Source organism: Allotamlana fucoidanivorans, assembly GCF_045788535.1.
Classification (GTDB): Bacteria; Bacteroidota; Bacteroidia; order Flavobacteriales; family Flavobacteriaceae; genus Allotamlana; species Allotamlana fucoidanivorans.
The window spans coordinates 1,354,872-1,373,995 of the sequence record NZ_CP074074.1; the positions used below are offsets into that span (position 1 = coordinate 1,354,872).

At 34.0% G+C, this 19,124-nt stretch carries 12 protein-coding genes; 8 read left to right on the forward strand and 4 right to left on the reverse strand.

The window, feature by feature from the left end:
* Positions 1–339: 339 nt before the first annotated feature.
* The 5 genes from KFZ70_RS06295 to KFZ70_RS06315 all read left to right on the forward strand — a co-directional run bounded on the left by KFZ70_RS06295 (position 340) and on the right by KFZ70_RS06315 (position 10,555).
* Positions 340–3,987, forward strand: coding sequence for a LamG-like jellyroll fold domain-containing protein (locus KFZ70_RS06295; RefSeq protein ID WP_139695985.1), 3,648 nt, complete (start codon positions 340–342; stop codon positions 3,985–3,987).
* A 128-nt stretch (positions 3,988–4,115) separates the two neighbouring features.
* Entirely contained in the window at positions 4,116–7,520 is a 3,405-nt protein-coding gene (gene ileS, locus KFZ70_RS06300) for an isoleucine--tRNA ligase (protein ID WP_139695983.1), read from the forward strand.
* 4 nt (positions 7,521–7,524) lie between these two features.
* Complete coding sequence (locus tag KFZ70_RS06305; protein WP_199240662.1) at positions 7,525–7,902, forward strand: TraR/DksA C4-type zinc finger protein; 378 nt, start codon at positions 7,525–7,527, stop codon at positions 7,900–7,902.
* A gap of 62 nt (positions 7,903–7,964) precedes the next feature.
* Positions 7,965–8,594, forward strand: a complete 630-nt coding sequence (locus KFZ70_RS06310) for a lipoprotein signal peptidase (RefSeq protein ID WP_139695981.1) — start codon at positions 7,965–7,967, stop codon at positions 8,592–8,594.
* Between the two features lie 80 nt (positions 8,595–8,674).
* Positions 8,675–10,555, forward strand: a complete 1,881-nt coding sequence (locus KFZ70_RS06315) for a hypothetical protein (RefSeq protein ID WP_139695980.1) — start codon at positions 8,675–8,677, stop codon at positions 10,553–10,555.
* Here the strand turns inward: KFZ70_RS06315 and KFZ70_RS06320 are convergent.
* Genes KFZ70_RS06320 through KFZ70_RS06335 form a run of 4 tightly spaced genes read right to left on the reverse strand, consistent with a single transcriptional unit; the run spans position 10,552 to position 13,391 of the window.
* Positions 10,552–11,118: a 5-formyltetrahydrofolate cyclo-ligase gene (locus KFZ70_RS06320; RefSeq protein WP_139695978.1), complete on the reverse strand. Its 567-nt coding sequence runs from the start codon at positions 11,116–11,118 to the stop codon at positions 10,552–10,554. The two genes, KFZ70_RS06315 and KFZ70_RS06320, sit on opposite strands and share 4 nt — an antisense overlap.
* Positions 11,119–12,093: a succinylglutamate desuccinylase/aspartoacylase family protein gene (locus tag KFZ70_RS06325; RefSeq protein WP_139695976.1), complete on the reverse strand. Its 975-nt coding sequence runs from the start codon at positions 12,091–12,093 to the stop codon at positions 11,119–11,121.
* On the reverse strand, positions 12,094–12,969 hold the full coding sequence (gene rimK, locus KFZ70_RS06330; RefSeq protein ID WP_139695974.1) for a 30S ribosomal protein S6--L-glutamate ligase: 876 nt from the start codon (positions 12,967–12,969) through the stop codon (positions 12,094–12,096).
* Positions 12,966–13,391: a RimK/LysX family protein gene (locus KFZ70_RS06335; RefSeq protein ID WP_139695972.1), complete on the reverse strand. Its 426-nt coding sequence runs from the start codon at positions 13,389–13,391 to the stop codon at positions 12,966–12,968. The genes rimK and KFZ70_RS06335 overlap by 4 nt, the downstream gene beginning before the upstream one ends.
* A 214-nt stretch (positions 13,392–13,605) precedes the next feature.
* Here KFZ70_RS06335 and uvrC point away from each other — a divergent pair, with 214 nt between their 5' ends.
* From uvrC to KFZ70_RS06350, 3 genes are all read left to right on the forward strand, one after another.
* Positions 13,606–15,399: an excinuclease ABC subunit UvrC gene (gene uvrC / locus KFZ70_RS06340; RefSeq protein ID WP_139695970.1), complete on the forward strand. Its 1,794-nt coding sequence runs from the start codon at positions 13,606–13,608 to the stop codon at positions 15,397–15,399.
* 88 nt (positions 15,400–15,487) lie between these two features.
* Complete coding sequence (locus KFZ70_RS06345; protein WP_233244021.1) at positions 15,488–17,656, forward strand: patatin-like phospholipase family protein; 2,169 nt, start codon at positions 15,488–15,490, stop codon at positions 17,654–17,656.
* A gap of 213 nt (positions 17,657–17,869) precedes the next feature.
* Positions 17,870–19,027, forward strand: coding sequence for a homogentisate 1,2-dioxygenase (locus KFZ70_RS06350; protein WP_139695966.1), 1,158 nt, complete (start codon positions 17,870–17,872; stop codon positions 19,025–19,027).
* The last annotated feature ends 97 nt before the right edge of the window (positions 19,028–19,124 follow it).

Sequence of the window (19,124 nt, forward strand, 5' to 3'; positions counted from 1 at the left end):
TACCGCTCCGCTCTTGACTGGTCTTTTTTTGCCTTATAATGACGATAAAACACATTTTATCGAACAAAAACACATTTTATCGGATTTTTATTAGTTTTTATCGGATTTTTATTTTAATATTGTCTTTAATTGAATGTAAAACCGTACGGTTTGTTTCGACGAAAATTATTCTTCCCTCAAGATTAATTTCAAAAAGTTTGTACATATTGAAGTAAAGCTGTTCTAAGGATTTAGAAGCCGATTTACTAACCTGCTTTCAAAAAACAATGATGCTTTTGAAAGTGTAATATATAACTAATTGATAATGAATTAATTTTGTTTACCCCAAAGCTATTAATCATGAAAACAAAACTATTCCTACAACGCTCTATATTGTTATTGGTTTTAAATACTTGTATAGGGCTAAAAGCTCAAACCTGTGGTCCGCATACTTGGAATCCGCCAGGGCAACCCACAACATGTACCTATACCTATACGGCTTCAGGTTGGGTTGATAGTTTAGGCAATCCAACAGGCGTACCTTCAGGACTTAGCTCTTCAGATTCTGTGTGTATTTTGGCTGATAACTCTGACGCTATTATGGCAGGAGGAGTTTTCAAGGGGACGCTATACATTGCACCAAATGTTACATACTCAGGCCAAATAGATAAAATGAATGCTGTGACCTTGATTGTTGAAGGGGTTATTGATTTTCCAACGGAAACAGGGTTTCAAGGCACCAATATGATTTATATTTATGATACAGGATCTATTACCATACCAGGACAATTCAATCCACCTTCAGCATCCATAGTATACAATATGGGTAACTTTAATGTGGCTGGAGATTTGAGTGTTGGGGGTAGTGCAACTTATGTATCGTTTTATGGCAGTAGAACAACTGTTGGGGGCGATGCAGGTATTGCAAGTGATTATTCCAATTGTGGTATATTAGAGGTATTTGGGTCTTTGTCTTCGGGAGGATCTAGTGCATTGATTAATGATTGTTCCTTATTTATTCATACTGATATGTCTCTTAATGCCGATTATGTGAATAATGGTTTGTTTGTTTTAAAAGGAGAATTGACTTTTGGTACGGCTAAGTTTTATAACAATGGTACCATGTTACTCGATAATATAAACTTAAGTAATGATGATTTGATTGGTGACGATGAAAATTCATTACTCATTGTAAGGCACAATGCTTCGCTAACAAGTGGAGCCACCGTTACAGGACATATGTATTATGACGAAGATGATGGTGGCGGATTTGATGCGGTGAGTGCAGGTTCCGTAGAGGATATTGATGTGCTTTTAGATGTGACTATTCCGCCTACTGAAGAACTTATTTTAGCAGATTGTGGAGCCAATATTACTATAAATCCCGTTTTATTTTCGTCAAAACTAGATTTTGATGGAGTTGATGATTATGTGTCTACACCAGAATTTATTAATGGAGAAAGCGATATTACATTTATGGCTTGGGTCAAGTCAGATTCAGGGAATACAACCAATATGACCATAGGCGGTGAAGATACAGGTTTTAAATTATGGTTGCAAAATGGGAACAGACCCTCTTTTACAGTAACAACCGCTGGTAACTCAGCGCAAACAATTGGGCAATGTGCTTGTTCAGCCATTAACTATGATGAATGGCATCACATTACAGGCAGTTTTTCTAGTTCAACAGGACTTATGAAACTTTATGTTGATGGCGTACTTGTCGATTCCCTTGATACGGGTATTATTGGAGTAAATATTGAAAACACCACAGATACAAATGGTAATTTTGAAATAGGAAGAACAACTAAAAATGTTTCCAATAGGGAATATTATAAAGGAGATATTGATGAAGTTAGAGTGTTTAATACCGTACTTACCGATGATCAAATTCAACGTATGGTATATCAGGAAATAAAAGATAACTCGGGTATTGTTAAAGGCGCTGTGATAGATAAAGATATTGTAGATATTACTACAAATAATACTATTCCGTGGTCAAGCTTGTTAGCTTACTATCCAATGTCTGATATTATTTCTTATGATAGAACAACAGATTATTCTTATATCGGTAGAATTACCAAATTGAATAATATAACTTCATTACAACAACAAACAGCTCCAATGCCTTATGTGTCTAATAATCCTGGGGCTTGGACTGATGAAGCTACCTGGAAAAGTGGTAATGTTTGGGATATTGAAGATGTTGCGAATAATAAAGATTGGAGCATTGTAAAAATATCAAATGATGTTACGGCCTCACATGACATTAAAACATTAGGGCTTATTATTGATGACACAAGAAGCTTATCAGTTTCGGGAGATCATGCCGTGTATAATACATGGTATTTTGAGTTGAATGGAGCTTTAGATTTAGAAGATGATTCGCAGTTAATTCAAACAGAACACAGTGATTTGGTGACCAATGAAAATGGTAAAGTATTAAGAAGGCAGGAAGGAGAGTCTAATCCGTATCGATACAATTATTGGTCATCTCCTGTTGGAGAAACTATGGCAACCACTCTTACTAACAATAATGGAGCTTCAAATAATACAAATAACACACCTTTTAAAGTAAATATGATTAAAGATGCTAGTGGGTTCAATTGTACTTTTACAACAGGTTATACTGGAAGTAATAGCATAAGTACCTATTGGATATACACTTATATGGGAGGGTTAACCTATTGGGATTGGGCACATTTATCACCATCAACCCCCTTAATTCCAGGTTTTGGTTATACCCAAAAAGGAACGGGTGTTGCCGCTTCAGAGCAGCAATATATCTATGAAGGGAAACCCAATAATGGAACCATTATTTTGGACGTGTTAGATAAAGGTGGTGCTGGTTCTATTCCAGATAAAACCAAAACCGATTACTTGCTGGGTAACCCGTATCCTTCCGCTTTAGATATGTATCAGTTTATTGATGACAATCAAGGTGTTATAAAAGGCGATATTTATCTTTGGCAACATTGGGGTGGAGACACACATTATTTAAGTCAATATGAAGGTGGTTATGCACAGGTAAATAAAACAGGATCTTGTAAAGCCTATCAGTTTGTGGGGCTTTCAGGAGATACAAATGGGTCTCAAGATGGTACCAAGTTGCCTACTCGTTATCTTCCAGTGGCTCAGGGCTTCGTAGTTGAGGTTGAGGCAGATGGACAAATTGAGTTTAATAATAATCAGCGTGTTTTTATTAAAGAATCAGATGCCGATAATATTAATGAAGAAAACGGATCGGTTTTTTTAAAAAATACGGGTGGAAAGCCTAAAAATGAATCAAAACAGCCAGACAACTCAAGTTCTGCAATGCAAAAAATAAGACTAGAAATTAATTCAGTATCTGGTCCTAAGACAAGACGTGAACTTTTAATTGGTTTTAGTGAACTTACTTCAGATGACTATGATTATGGCTATGATGCCGAATGTTCAGAAGTAAATAATAACGACCTCAATTTGAGTTTGAACGGCAAAAATATGAACATTCAGGCATATGGGCCATTGGCAAATGATAAGGTGATTCCTCTTAATTTTAAATCGTCTGGAGATAATGCGTTTGAAATTAAAATAACCAGCCTTATAAATATTGAAAAAAGTCAAAAAATTTATATCAAAGATAATCTTACAGGAGAATATTATGATTTAACTAAAAACAATGCGGCTTACACCTTTTCTTCAGAACAAGGTAAATTCAATAAAAGATTTGAAATTGTATTTCAAAATGAACAGCAAGCCTTGAGTATGGCAGAGGCTCAAGCTAGTGATAATTTTATTTATTATAAGAATACAACCAACACCTTGTATGTTAAAAAATTGAACAGTAATATAAAGCGGTTGGCTTTAGTGAATATGCGAGGCCAAATAGCTCTAGATATGCCAGATTTACCTATTTCGGCATTAGAAAATGGGTTTCAGTTTTATAATCTGTCTAGTGGCGCATATATCGTGCAATTACGTACGGAAGATAACCAAGTGCTTTCAAAAAAGATTATTGTGAATTAATTGGGGTAATAATCTTGAATAAGATATTCTAAATAGATCATTCGTTAGAGTGGTCTATTTTTGTTTTAAAATGAAAATTTTTCAAGGATAATTCCTTAAATTCGCGAACTTATAAGAAATTAGAGTAAATGAGCGTGAAATTCCCTGAATATAAAGGACTTGACCTGCCTAATGTAGCAAATGAAATTCTACAATACTGGCAGGAAAATAACATATTTGAAAAAAGTGTAACGTCAAGAGAAGATCGTGAATCCTACGTCTTTTTTGAAGGACCTCCTTCTGCAAATGGATTGCCAGGTATTCATCATGTTATGGCGCGCGCTATTAAGGATATTTTCTGTCGTTATAAAACTCAAAAAGGTTATCAGGTAAAAAGAAAAGCAGGTTGGGATACCCATGGTTTACCTATTGAATTAGGTGTAGAAAAAGAGCTTGGCATTACAAAAGAAGATATTGGGAAATCTATTTCGGTGGAAGATTATAATGCCGCTTGTAGAAAAGCGGTGATGCGTTACACTGATATTTGGAATGATTTAACCCAAAAAATGGGGTATTGGGTAGATATGGATCATCCGTACATTACCTATGAACCCAAATATATGGAAAGCGTTTGGTGGTTGCTTAAGCAAATTTATAATAAAAACCTTTTGTATAAAGGCTATACCATTCAACCATATTCCCCAAAAGCAGGTACTGGCTTAAGTTCGCATGAGTTGAATCAACCAGGAACGTATCAAGATGTTACAGATACTACGGTGGTTGCACAGTTTAAAGCGATTTCTAATACGCTACCTGACTTTTTACAAAACTTAGGTGCTATTCACTTTTTAGCATGGACAACCACACCTTGGACTTTGCCAAGCAACACAGCATTAACTGTAGGTCCTAAAATTGAGTATGTTTTGGTTGAAACGTTTAATCAATATACGTTTGAGCCTGTAAAAGTGGTGTTGGCTAAAAAACTTGTAGGATATCAATTTTCTGGCAAGTTTAAGCAGGTTGAAGAGTCCTCAGAACTTGCTTCGTATAAAGCAGGAGATAAAAAGATTCCGTTTTATATTGTAAAAGAATTTATGGGTAAAGATTTAGTTGGTATTACATATGAACAGTTATTACCATACGCTTTGCCTCATGATAACCCTGAAAATGCTTTTAGAGTGATTTCGGGCGATTTTGTAACTACTGAAGATGGTACAGGTATTGTGCATACCGCTCCTACTTTTGGTGCAGATGATGCTTTAGTGGCTAAACAGGCTGTGCCTGAAGTACCACCTATGCTGGTGAAAGATGATAATGGAAATCTTGTTCCACTTGTTGATTTACAAGGTAGATTCAGACCAGAAATGGGTGAGTTTGCAGGTAAATATGTTAAGAATGAATACTACAATGATGGTGAAGCACCAGAGCGCTCTGTTGATGTAGAACTTGCTATAAAGCTAAAGGAAGAGAATAAAGCGTTTAAAGTTGAAAAATATAAACACAGTTATCCTAATTGCTGGCGAACAGATAAACCCATTCTTTACTACCCGCTAGATTCATGGTTCGTCAAGGTGACTGATGTAAAAGACAGAATGTTTGAACTCAATGAAACCATTAATTGGAAACCAAAAGCAACCGGAACAGGGCGTTTTGGAAATTGGTTAGCTAATGCCAATGATTGGAATTTATCGCGTTCGCGTTATTGGGGTATTCCGTTGCCTATTTGGCGAACTGAAGATGGAAAAGAACAGATTTGCATTGGTTCAGTTGAAGAATTAAAAGCTGAAATGACCAAAGCTGTCGCCGCGGGCGTGCTTGAAAAAGATATTTTTGAAGATTTTGAAGTTGGTAATAATTCCGAAGAAAATTATGCTAAAATCGATTTGCATAAAAATATTGTTGATGCTATTGTTTTGGTAGCGCCATCGGGTGAAAAGATGTATCGTGAAAGCGATTTAATTGATGTTTGGTTTGATTCTGGCTCTATGCCATACGCGCAGTGGCATTACCCGTTTGAAAATAAAGAATTGATAGACAAAGGGACGTCTTATCCTGCCGATTTTATTGCTGAAGGTGTTGATCAAACAAGAGGGTGGTTTTACACGCTTCATGCTATTGGAACCATGGTTTTTGATTCAGTAGCCTATAAAAATGTCGTATCTAACGGACTGGTTTTAGATAAGAACGGACAAAAAATGTCTAAGCGTTTAGGTAATGCCGTTGATCCATTTGAAACCCTAGGGAATTATGGGGCTGATGCCACACGTTGGTATATGATTTCAAACGCTAATCCTTGGGATAATTTAAAGTTTGATAGTGATGGTATTGAAGAGGTAAAGCGTAAATTTTTTGGAACCCTTTATAACACGTACTCTTTTTTTAGTTTATATACCAATTTAGATCAATTCACTTATGCCGAGTCAGATATTCCGCTTGAGGAAAGACCAGAATTAGATCGCTGGATATTATCTGAATTACATACCTTAATCAATAAAATTGATAAGTTTTACGCTGATTATGAGCCAACAAAAGCAGCAAGAGCTATCTCAGATTTCACACAAGATTATTTGAGTAACTGGTATGTTAGATTAAGTAGAAGACGTTTCTGGAAAGGTGAGTATGAACAAGATAAAATTTCGGCCTACCAAACCTTGTACACATGCATGGTAACCTTGGCAAAACTTGGGGCTCCAATAGCACCGTTCTACATGGATAGGCTTTATTTAGACCTTAATGCAGTAACCAAGAAAGAAAATTTTGAAAGTGTACATTTAGCAGATTTTCCAAAGTTTGATGAGGCTTTTGTTGATAAAAGCTTAGAGCGTAAAATGGAAAATGCACAAACCATATCCTCATTGGTATTGTCTTTACGAGCTAAGGAAAAGATTAAGGTACGTCAGCCGCTTCAAAAAATTATGATTCCAGTAGCTAATGACCAACAAAAAGCGGAAATTTTAGCAGTATCAAATTTAATAAAACATGAGGTAAATATTAAGGAGATAGAGCTTTTAGAAGATGCTTCAGATATTTTGGTTAAGCAGATAAAACCTAATTTTAAAGTGCTAGGACCGCGCTTTGGGAGAGAGATGAAAGCCGTGGCTGAAGCAGTAATTAACTTTACACCTGAAGATATTAACAAAATAGAACAAAATGGGAGTTTAGAGGTTGATATTAACGGAAAAAATATTACATTAGAACGCTCAGATGTAGAAATCACCTCACAAGATATTGAAGGGTGGTTGGTTGCAAATGAAGGAGCTTTAACAGTGGCTCTTGATGTTACTATTTCTGATGATTTACGTAGAGAAGGTATTGCCAGAGAATTGATAAATAGAATTCAAAATTTACGTAAAGATTCAGGCTTTGAAGTTACTGATAGAATCAATGTAACGCTCCAAAAAGATGAACAGGTTGTAAATGCCGTTGATGCCAATATAACCTACATTAAGTCTGAAACATTAACAAATGAACTTGAAATAATTGATAAAGTAGAAGATGGTATAGAAATTGTATTTGATGATGTATGTACCAAATTATTTATCCAAAAAAATTAAGACTATGGGAGACAGCGTAAGATATTCTGATGCTGAATTGGAAGAATTCAAAGCATTAATTACAGAGAAGATAGAAAAAGCTCAGCATGATTTAGAGTTGATAAAAAGTGCCTATATGAATGATCATAATAACGGTACTGAAGATACATCACCGACCTTTAAAGCTTTTGATGAAGGGAGTGCCGTGATGAGTAAAGAATCAAATTCTCAATTAGCTATTCGTCAAGAAAAATTTATTCGTGATTTAAAAAATGCTCTTATTCGTATAGAGAATAAAACCTACGGTATTTGCCGTGTAACGGGTAAATTAATCAATAAAAAACGTTTAGAGCTTGTGCCACATGCTACATTAAGTATTGAAGCAAAAAATATGCAACAATAATTGTATAAAAGAGTCATTTATAAAAACGCCTCATGCCTTGAGGCGTTTTTTGTTTAGATGTTATGTCGTTAAAAAAATCTATCGTTCTTATTGTCATCGTTTTGTTGGTTGATCAAATCAGTAAAATATATGTAAAAACACATTTTATACTTCATGAAAGTATTGACGTATTTAGTTGGTTTAAAATATACTTTATAGAAAACGATGGGATGGCCTGGGGAACAAAAATAAGTGATTTTACGTCCTTTATATCAGATAGAACAGCAAAGGTAGCCTTAACCTTATTTAGAGTTTTTGCCATATTTGGCATAGGCTATTGGTTATATAACACCACTAAAAAGGGAGGATCTACAATTTTAATTATTGCTATAGCCTTGATTTTTGCAGGCGCCTTAGGTAATATTATTGATTCGGTGTTTTATGGCGTTTTATTTAATGACAGTACAAGTCAATTGGCTAGTTTTATGCCGGAAGGAGGGGGGTACGAGTCATTGCTTTATGGGCGTGTGGTAGATATGCTATACTTTCCACTAATAGAAGTTGATCTGCCTCAATGGGTGCCTTTATACGGAGGTAAGCGTTTTAATTTCTTTGAACCTGTTTTTAATATTGCCGATGTTGCTATAAGCGCTGGGTTTATTATGTTGCTTCTTTTCAATAAAAAAGCTTTTTCTAAAAAGAATATCCAATAAAAGGTTTTCCAGGTAAATATTTTCGAATTTACTTTTACTATATTTACCTATTGCTATTATTTATTTTAATCCCTCAATTAATGAAAGGTAAATACATTCCTATCATCCTTATTTTATTCTCTCAATTTTTATTCGCGCAAAATACATTTGATATTATTCTGAATGGAGACAATCGAGAAAAAGATTGTAAACAGTGTATAGAAACGTTTAGGCAGAAACCTAAAGGCGTTCGGTTTTCAATTGAACGAGAAGGTAATAATCTATATTTTCAAGTCAACGATAAAAAATGGTTTGAGACCCTATTTAACAAATCTGGTGACGGCATTGCTATTGATGTTGTATTGAAGAAAAGGTATGCCTGTGGTTTAGGTTCTGTGGCCAGTTCTCAAATAAAAGGTGAACTTCTAGAGCCCGTTTATGCTAAAGCCTTAAAAGCTGGATTGAAACCATATGCTGATGATTTATTTCGAGTAAAAATAGGAACTATTCCTGAGGCATATCTGAATCAAAAATCAGAGTTTAATATTCTATTTTTGAGTAACAAAACACTTTGTCAATACTATGTTATTTATGAGTTGGAGTCCTATCAATGGGAGTTGTTAGATATGGGCATGTATTTAGATTCCTTAACCTACAACCCTAAAAAAGTACAGTCTTCTGAGTCTAAGAGCACACTCATTAGAAACAAAATTTTAAAGTTTGATATTCCCTTCCAAAAAAATAAATCTAATTATTCGCAACAAGATATTAAACCTATTTACGATTCGTTACGGCTAACCGATTTCAATATTAAGACCATTAAGGTAAAGTCATATTCTTCAATTGAAGGTATAACAACAAGAAATTTAGAGCTTCAGGAACTTAGAGCCAACAGTATTATTTCGGCATTACAGAAATTTCAAAAGCCAACTATTCAAACAACTGTGTCTACGGCCGAGAATTGGGTAGAGTTTTTAAATGACATAAAAGGAACCAAGTACGAGTATTTATTGTCTTTAACAAAAAATGACATTAAGGATGCTATTGCTGGTAAGCTATCAAGAGACATGGAGTCCATTTTGAAACATCATAGAAAGGCTGTTTTAGAAATGGAACTTGAAAAAATTTATGAATACAAAGGGGTGTCTCCCAAAGAATTGCTTATTAATTTCAATACAGCGGTTCGTTTAAATCAAGAGGCGGCAGCAAGACGTATTCAAAACTCCATTTTTGAAAAAATAAAGTCTGGTGAAGTTACTTCCGATATTTTAAGTCAGATGGCAGTGCCTATGAGTGATAAGTATGTTCAAATTAGAAATAATAATGCAGCGTTTAGGTATATGCTTGATTTTAGGGAAGTGTTATTGGTTTATAATGAAATGCTGGAGCTTGAAAAACTCATGCCTAACAGCAAAAAAATAAAATATAATGTAGCGGTACTTAAACTTCAGCTATGGCGTTACAACGCTATTGAAATTAATGAAGATGCATTAGAGAAGCAAATTTATGATTTGAAACAATATGGTATCGGAGATGATTTAATAACTCGAATGATAGTAAACTTTAATATTATTAGGGCTGAAAATTTAATGCGAAACAGAGATTATAAGAATAAAGATAAAGCCGTAACCTTTATTAAAGACCATTATGACAAATTTTCGTTGTCGGAATATGATTATTTAAGTTTAGCTCAGTTTTTTAGCTATTATGCTAAAACAGAATTTTCTGTTGATCTTTTAGAGAACAAGGCAAGGAGTATTTATATAGATGAAAACCTATTGTTTTACTTTTTAAATCTTACTATTATTAGAAATGAGTTTGTAAAAGATGTAGATTATAGAACGATTTTGTTAAATGCGATAAACATTAATAAACCACGTTTTTGTAAATTATTTGAAGCAATAGAAGATGGTGGTGTTACTTTTCAAATATTAGACAATAATTACCTTAGGGCTGTATACTGTGAAAACTGTAATGATTAAAATTGATAAATTGTGTTTGGAGTAACGCAATAGTTTAATGGAATATCATTACTGGTAACCTCTGCAATGTGGTCTTCAGCTTCAAAAAATGAAAGCCCAATTTTTATGGTTTCTGGCTTGCATTGGGCTAAAAATTTATCATAAAATCCTTTGCCATATCCTACGCGGTTACCACGTTTGTCAAAAGCTAGAAGCGGAATAAAAACAACATCTATTTTATCATTTGAAATGGGAATACCATCCACAGGTTCTGGAATGTTATAGGCATTATTTTTAATTACGGTATTGTCTGTTAGCAAAAAATTAAACATCTCTCCTGTTTCAAAATCACTTTTTGAAATGAGGATATGTTTGTCTTTTCCAGAAAGAATGTTTAAAATATAATCTGTATTCACCTCTTTTTTGTCTTCAATAGTTAGAAAAATATGATAGAATCCATAGTTCCAAACAGGTAGTTTTAAAAGCTGATTTGAAATCGCTAGACTCAAATCTTCAATAGCATCAAAATCAAGGTTTTTTCGTTTGTCTTTATAGGTTTTTCGCAAAGTAGTTTTGGTTGCCATTTAGTCTTTTATTTTTATTGAAATATGAAATAAAGCATCACCCTGATACACAATAGGAGACTCATTTACGTTAATGATATAACCCGTATATCGGGCTCTAACAAAATAATTAAATTTCCCATAAGGATCGGTAATATTACCTAAAATATCATCTTTTTCAACATAAGCACCAATAGATGTATTGGCTTTAAACATGCCAGAATATTTAGCACGAAGCCATTTACTTTCTTCAATAAAAACACAAGCATTTTTTGGTCTGGTAGACTTAAAAACCGTTTTTAACATGCCTAAATGTTTTAGTAAGCGTTTAGAACCATTCACCCCAGAATTGGTTACTACCTCATCAATATGAAACGATTTCCCGCCTTCAAAAAGCAAAAGCGGTTTTCCTAATTTAGAACAGGTTGCTCTAAATGATTTAGAAAGATTTTTAGAATAGAGCACAAAAGGCGCTCCAAAAATTTTAGCTAAGTCATTTAGGTAGGTGTCCTTTTTTAAATAGCGTAATTGTGGTGCATTAAACCGACCCGAGCCACCTGTATGAAAGTCTACAATCAAATCAACATGCGGAATAACGTCATGAATAAGCTTGTGGGCAACTCGGCCTGCTAGAGAACCAGTCGGGCTTCCAGGAAATACCCTGTTGAGGTCTCGGCCATCAGGAAATTCACGTTTTAAGTTGATAAATCCAAACACATTAATAACAGGCATGCATATAATAGTACCAATTTTTGGTTGATTAATACCTTTAGCAATAAGTTGGCGTACAATTTCAACACCGTTTACTTCATCGCCATGAATGCCTGCCGTAAAAAGCACGGTTGGCCCTGGTTTTTTAGAACGTTCAATGATTACTGGAACATTAACAGGGGTTGAAGTATGTAGGTTAGCTACATCAAAATTCACCTCTTTACTTTGTCCTGGCATAATGGTTTCACCAAGAATATGTAATACATCTGCCTTTAGTTTAGACATTTATTTAGCGTTTTTTTCAATAAACCTTATAATAGATTTAGCAATATTGCGCCCAGTAGCAATTTCAATACCTTCTAAGCCAGGAGTAGAATTTACTTCAAGGAGTAAAGGACCTCTTGCAGATTGTAGCATATCAACACCGCAAACAGGTAGGTTTAATGCTTTTGAAGCGTTCATGGCCAATTTTAATTCGTCATGATTAAGCTTTATAATTTCGGCAGAACCACCTCGGTGTAAATTTGATCTAAACTCACCTTCTTTTCCTTGTCTTTTCATAGCACCAACTACTTGCCCATCTACAACCAGCGCTCTTAAGTCGGCACCCTTAGCTTCTTTAATGAACTCTTGAACAATAACACGGGCTTGAAGACCATTAAAGGCTTCTAAAACAGATTCAGCGGCGCTTTTAGTTTCGGCTAAAACAACACCCAGACCTTGTGTGCCTTCAAGAAGTTTAATAATAACAGGTGTACCCCCAACATGTTCAATAACTTCTTTTACATCTCTAGAGTAATTGGTAAATACGGTTTTAGGCATACCAATTCCTGCTTTGCTAAGCCGTTGTAAACTTCTTAATTTATCACGAGAACGCTGAATAGCACCAGAGGTTACAATGGTAAAAACACCCATCATTTCAAATTGACGTACTACGGCACATCCATAAAAAGTTACAGAAGCGCCAATTCTAGGAATGATGGCATCAACATAATTTAAATAGCGGTCTTTATAAAAAATAGTCGGTTTTTCCTTTTCAATAATGATATCGCATTTAAGCGGATCAATAACTTCTACTTTATGCCCGCGCTTTAAGCCTTCTTCAATAAGGCGTTCAGTAGAATATAATTGAGTGTTTCTAGATAAAATGACTATGTTCATGCTGTTTTCGTATTAAAAGAGACGTTTACTAAATCTACGTCAACAATAAATTTATGTCTTAAGAATTCCCTGCCAATTAAAACAGGAAACTTCATGTCATCTCTAGTGCTTAAAGTTAAGTTAATCTTATATGTTTTACCAAAAATTACGACTTCAGATTTTACCTTGTACCGGTTTTCTTTAAAACCATTACTACTTTTTACGTCTGTTCGGCTAAAAGCTTCAAATATAATTTCTGTTTTACCAAAATTTTTGTGCGTGCTACTATTAAAAGTGCAGAGCAGTGTATGGTCTATTTCAATAATATCAGAGCAATGAATGGCTGAAGTATAAGCTCCAGTATCAATTTTAACATCTATATTATGTAAATCGAGTTTTGGAAAATCTAAAACATCAACCCGACCTATAATTTTTTTACTCATCTGTTTTACATATTATAATTCTGTACTTTTTTGCATTCTGAAATATGTTCAAAATTAAGGTTTGGTTTTAAATAAAATCTTTTTTTAGTGTTTTAAAAAAAGTGGCGTAATGTAGATAAATATTCTATGCAAAAAACAAAACTTATAAATATTTAACACATTTTAAAAAGACAGATTTTTACTAAAAACCTTTAAAATAATTACCTTTACAATAATGAACACCCCCGATTTAGAGATACAATTAAAAACCTTACCAAGCCAACCTGGAGTTTATCAATATTATGATAAAGAAGGTACTATTATTTATGTTGGGAAAGCAAAGAATTTAAAAAAAAGAGTTAGCTCATATTTTACAAAACATCACGATAGTGGGAAAACACGAGTTTTAGTAAAAAAAATTGCCAATATTAAGCATGTTGTTGTAGATACGGAGACGGATGCGCTGTTGTTAGAAAATAATCTTATTAAAAAATACCAACCGCGCTATAATGTCATGCTAAAAGATGATAAATCATATCCGTGGATTTGTATAAAAAAAGAACGTTTTCCTAGGGTGTTTTCTACACGGCGTGTGTTTAAAGATGGAAGTGAATATTTTGGTCCGTACACTAGTGTAAAAACAGTACATACCCTGTTAGATTTAATAAAAGGTCTATACAGTTTAAGAACGTGTAACTATGATTTGGCAGAAGAAAAAATACAAGCGGGTAAATACAAAGTCTGTTTAGAATATCATTTAGGGAATTGTAAAGGTCCTTGTGAAGGTTTTGAAACAGAAGCTGCCTATAATGAAAACATAAAGGCTATAAAGGAAATTTTAAAAGGAAATTTTAAAGATTCTTTATCTCAGTTTAAAGAACAAATGGTTCAGTTTGCTGAGCAGATGCAATTTGAGGAGGCACAAAAAATAAAAGAAAAGGTTGAAGTGCTAGAAAATTATCAGGCTAAATCAACCATAGTCAATCCAAAAATCAGTAATGTTGATGTTTTTTCAATAATAAGTGATGAAAGTTATGGTTACATTAATTTTTTACAATTGTCTTATGGTTCCATAATACGATCGCATACACTTGAAGTTAAAAAAAAGCTGGATGAAACCGATAAAGAATTATTAGAATTAGCCATTACAGAAATAAGGCAACGATTTAATTCCAATTCAAAAGAGATTTTTGTGCCTTTTAAGGTCAATCTAGGCGAATCAGTTAAGGTTACAATACCCAAGTTGGGTGATAAAAAGCATATTCTGGATTTATCTTTAAGAAATGCCAAGTATTATAGGCTTGAGCGGTTTAAACAAATGAAAATTGTTAATCCAGACAGGCATGCTAATAGAATTATGGCGCAAATGAAAGCCGATTTAAGGCTTTCTGAAGAACCACGTCATATAGAGTGTTTTGATAATTCAAATATTCAGGGCACTAACCCAGTAGCAGCTTGTGTAGTGTTTAAAAATGGAAAGCCAAGTAAGAAAGATTACAGGCATTTTAATATAAAAACGGTTACAGGACCAGATGACTTTGCATCTATGGAAGAAGTGGTATACCGGCGTTATAAAAGACTGTTGGAAGAAGCACAACCATTGCCGCAACTTATTGTTATTGATGGGGGCAAAGGGCAATTATCATCGGCACTCAAAAGCTTAGATGTTTTAAACTTAAGAGGTAAAATTGCTATTATCGGAATTGCGAAACGTTTGGAAGAATTATTTTACCCAAATGACCCAATTCCCTTATATTTAGATAAAAAAAGCGAAACCTTAAAAATTATTCAGCAACTTCGAAATGAAGCCCACAGATTTGGTATTGAACACCATAGAAATAGAAGAAGTAAAAGTGCTTTAAATACAGAATTAGAAACCATTCCAGGGGTAGGTGAAAAAACCGTTGAAGATTTGTTAAAACATTTTAAATCAGCCAAACGGGTTTCTTATGCTAAGTTAGATGAGTTGGAGGGTGTTGTTGGGGTTTCAAGAGCGGCTAAGGTGTATAACCATTTTCATAGAGAGTAAAAATTTATCTCATCCTGTTTTGAATAAAAGTGTCATCATATGTAGTGTCTTTGCGATGATTTCGTTTTCTGTGAAAGCGCAAGAATTGATGGATATAACGAAACCCAAAATAGGGTTGGTTTTAAGTGGTGGAGGCGCTAAAGGCCTAGCACATATTGGTGTTTTAAAGGTTATTGATAGCCTGGGAATTCAGATAGATTATGTGGCAGGAACAAGCATGGGTGCAATAATTGGAGCTATATATGCCTCGGGTTACTCGGGCAAACAAATAGATTCTATTTTTCATGAAGTAGATTTTGATGACATCATTAGTGATGATTTACCAAGGGCTTCAAAAGCTTTTGATGAACGTGCTAATGATGAAAAGTATGCTGTTAAGTTGCCTTTTAGGAAATTTAAAATAAAACTACCCTCTGCATTATCAAAAGGGCACAACACCTATAGTTTATTTACCAAGTTGTTTCTGCATGTTAATGAGGTAGAAGATTTCAGTGAATTGCCAATTCCTTTTTTTTGTATTGCTACCAATGTCGAAACTGGTAAACAAGTGGTTTTAGATCAGGGTAATTTAATGCAGTCTTTAATGGCTAGTGGGGCGTTACCTTCCTTATTTCAACCGGTTATAATTAATAATGAGGTTTTAATTGATGGTGGTGTGGTTAATAATTATCCTGTAGATGAATTGCGTGCAAAAGGCATGGATTATATCATTGGAGTAGATGTGCAAGATGATTTGATGACTCGTAATGAGCTAACTTCAGCGCCTGATGTGTTACTTCAAATAAATAATTTCCGTACTATTAATGATATGAAATTAAAGGTTAAGAAAACAGATTTGTATATTAAACCTGATATTTCAAACTTCAACGTTGTCTCTTTTAGTCAAGGTCAGGCAATTATAGATAAAGGCGAAGATGCAGCATTTAAACAAAGGAAAGCACTAGAAGCGTTGACGGTTCTTTCAAAAGAAAGACAAGTAAAAACAAAGCCACAACACATAGACAGCTTAAAAATTAATGCTATTGATATAAATGGAAATACCCATTATACAAGATCTTATGTGTTAGGTAAGTTGAAACTAAAAAATAGCCAAACCATTAGCTATCATCAATTTGAAAAAGGGATGGATAATTTAGTAGCTACCAATAATTTTGAATCGGTAGAGTATCAATTAAAAGATTCAAAAGAACAAGAAGGGTATAATTTAAAGATAAATCTTAAAGAGAGCCAAATAAGTACGTATCTAAAATTAGGCGTGCATTATGATGATCTCTATAAAAGTGCTGCATTAGTGAATCTCACAAGAAAACGATTATTTTTCAACAATGATGTAGCTTCTTTTGATTTTGCTTTAGGAGATAATGTGCGCTATAATTTTGAGTATTTAATAGACAAAGGTTTTTATTGGAGCATTGGATTAAAATCAAGATATAATCAGTTTGATAAAGATATTAACGCCTCTCTTATTTTAACAGAGATGGAGCGTTTAACAACTGGAGTGAACAAAATTGATGTAAAATTAAGAGATTTTTCAAATTGGTTTTATGTACAAACCTTATTTAGAAAAGATTTTTCGTTAAGTATGGGTGCTGAACATAAATATCTTGAAATTGACTCAGAAACACTGTCTGGAAACAATCCTGAAAGAGTGTTTCAATTTCAGTCAAAAAACTATGTTAGTTTGTTTGGTAATTTGAAATTGGACACTTACGATAATATTTATTTTCCTAATAAAGGGGTGTATTTTGATGGAAATTTAAATATTTATCTGTACGCTTCAGAAAACAATGATGAGTTTGCAAACTTTTCAATAGCCAAAGCCACTTTTGGATATGCTTTTAGTATCACTGATAAGCTGGCTTTTAACTTACAAACGGGTGGCGGATTTAAGTTTGGAGGTAAATCTGATAAAGCTTTAGATTTTGCTTTGGGAGGGTACGGAAACCATCTTATTAACAATTTAGTGCCTTTTTTAGGGTATGATTTTGTATCCTTAGCAGGGAATAGTTATGTAAAGGCCTTTGCCATGATGGATTATGAAATTTTTAAAAAAAATCATATCACGCTTGAAGGGAATTGGGCAAATATAGATGATGATATTTTTGATACAGGCGAGTGGTTTACTCTTCCAGATTACCGTGGATATACGCTTGGTTACGGTATTGAAACGTTTATAGGTCCTATACAGGTAAAGTATAGTTATTCGCCAGAACAAAAGGCGAGTAAATGGTTTTTTAATTTAGGCTTTTGGTTTTAGTAAGTAGTAGAGGCATTTTAAAATCCAATGAAAAATTATCATATTTGTAAAACTATGACCTGTTTTTGGCAAGATTTATTATCCTTTTTACATTACCTAATCAAGAGAAATCCTGAATGAGTGTACTTTTTGTATCTTTATAATTACTAATTAGTTAGAGTGTTTTGTTGGTTTAAAACCAAAGGTTCAATTAATTATTATAAATAAAAAAGTATGCCTTTTTATCATAAACTGGGAAGTATTCCTCCTAAAAGACACATTCAATTTAGAAAACCAGATGGTAGTTTGTATTATGAACAATTGTTTGGTACTATAGGGTTTGATGGTATGTATACCAACAGCTATCATGAACAGCGCCCAACACAAGTTAAAGCGATTAAAAAGCAGTACAGTGTGTCTCCCAAAATTGCCTTTCAAAACAATATCAAATCATATCGTTTTAAAGGGTTTTTAGTAGAGCCTCAAAAAGATTATCTAGAGAGTAGAAAAACGGTGTTGGTGAATAGTGATTGCAGTATTGTGCTGGCGGCACCAACAGCATCTACTCAAGATTATTTCTATAAAAATACAGATGCAGATGAACTAATTTTTATTCATAAAGGATCAGGAAAACTAAGAACTATGTTTGGAAATATCAATTTCAAGTATGGTGATTATCTTTTAATACCTCGTGGGGTTATTTATAAAATAGATTTTGATAGTTCTGATAATAGGTTGTTTATCGTAGAGTCTCGTCGACCAATTTATACCCCTAAGCGGTACCGCAATTGGTTTGGTCAGCTATTAGAACATGCGCCTTTCTGTGAACGTGATATTAGGCGTCCTCAAGAATTAGAGACTTATAATAAATCGGGAGAGTTTCTGATTAAAGTAAAAAAGAGGGATGATATTATTGAAATGCTGTATGCTTCTCACCCTTTTGATGTGATTGGATATGATGGCTACAATTATCCATATGCCTTTTCAATTCATAATTTTGAGCCAATAACAGGTAGAATTCATCAACCCCCACCAGTACATCAAACTTTTGAAACCGATGCTTTTGTGGTGTGTAGTTTTGTGCCGCGTTTGTATGACTATCATCCCCTATCTATTCCTGCGCCATATAATCACAGCAATATAGATAGCGATGAGGTGTTATATTATGTTGATGGCGATTTTATGAGTAGAAATGATGTAGAAGCTGGACATATTTCATTGCATCCGGCGGGTATACCACACGGTCCGCATCCAGGAGCCACAGAGCGCAGTATAGGCAAAACTAAAACGGAAGAACTAGCGGTAATGGTTGATACTTTTAAGCCTTTAATGATTACAGAAGAAGCTATGAAAATTGCTGATGAAACTTACTACACATCTTGGTTAGAATAATATTTAGAGGCTATTCCAAGTTTCTAGTGTATTTTAAATAGCATTTAAACAGGCTTCTATGAATATAAAATGCGTCGTTTAAGACACGAAGCATGAA

Excerpts from the sequence above, each read along its gene's own strand:
- KFZ70_RS06295 (WP_139695985.1), top strand. The coding sequence starts at position 340 with ATGAAAACAAAACTATTCCTACAACGCTCTATATTGTTATTGGTTTTA.
- ileS (WP_139695983.1), top strand. The coding sequence starts at position 4,116 with ATGAGCGTGAAATTCCCTGAATATAAAGGACTTGACCTGCCTAATGTA.
- KFZ70_RS06305 (WP_199240662.1), top strand. The coding sequence starts at position 7,525 with ATGGGAGACAGCGTAAGATATTCTGATGCTGAATTGGAAGAATTCAAA.
- KFZ70_RS06310 (WP_139695981.1), top strand. The coding sequence starts at position 7,965 with ATGTCGTTAAAAAAATCTATCGTTCTTATTGTCATCGTTTTGTTGGTT.
- KFZ70_RS06315 (WP_139695980.1), top strand. The coding sequence starts at position 8,675 with ATGAAAGGTAAATACATTCCTATCATCCTTATTTTATTCTCTCAATTT.
- KFZ70_RS06320 (WP_139695978.1), bottom strand. The coding sequence starts at position 11,118 with ATGGCAACCAAAACTACTTTGCGAAAAACCTATAAAGACAAACGAAAA.
- KFZ70_RS06325 (WP_139695976.1), bottom strand. The coding sequence starts at position 12,093 with ATGTCTAAACTAAAGGCAGATGTATTACATATTCTTGGTGAAACCATT.
- rimK (WP_139695974.1), bottom strand. The coding sequence starts at position 12,969 with ATGAACATAGTCATTTTATCTAGAAACACTCAATTATATTCTACTGAA.
- KFZ70_RS06335 (WP_139695972.1), bottom strand. The coding sequence starts at position 13,391 with ATGAGTAAAAAAATTATAGGTCGGGTTGATGTTTTAGATTTTCCAAAA.
- uvrC (WP_139695970.1), top strand. The coding sequence starts at position 13,606 with ATGAACACCCCCGATTTAGAGATACAATTAAAAACCTTACCAAGCCAA.
- KFZ70_RS06345 (WP_233244021.1), top strand. The coding sequence starts at position 15,488 with ATGGATATAACGAAACCCAAAATAGGGTTGGTTTTAAGTGGTGGAGGC.
- KFZ70_RS06350 (WP_139695966.1), top strand. The coding sequence starts at position 17,870 with ATGCCTTTTTATCATAAACTGGGAAGTATTCCTCCTAAAAGACACATT.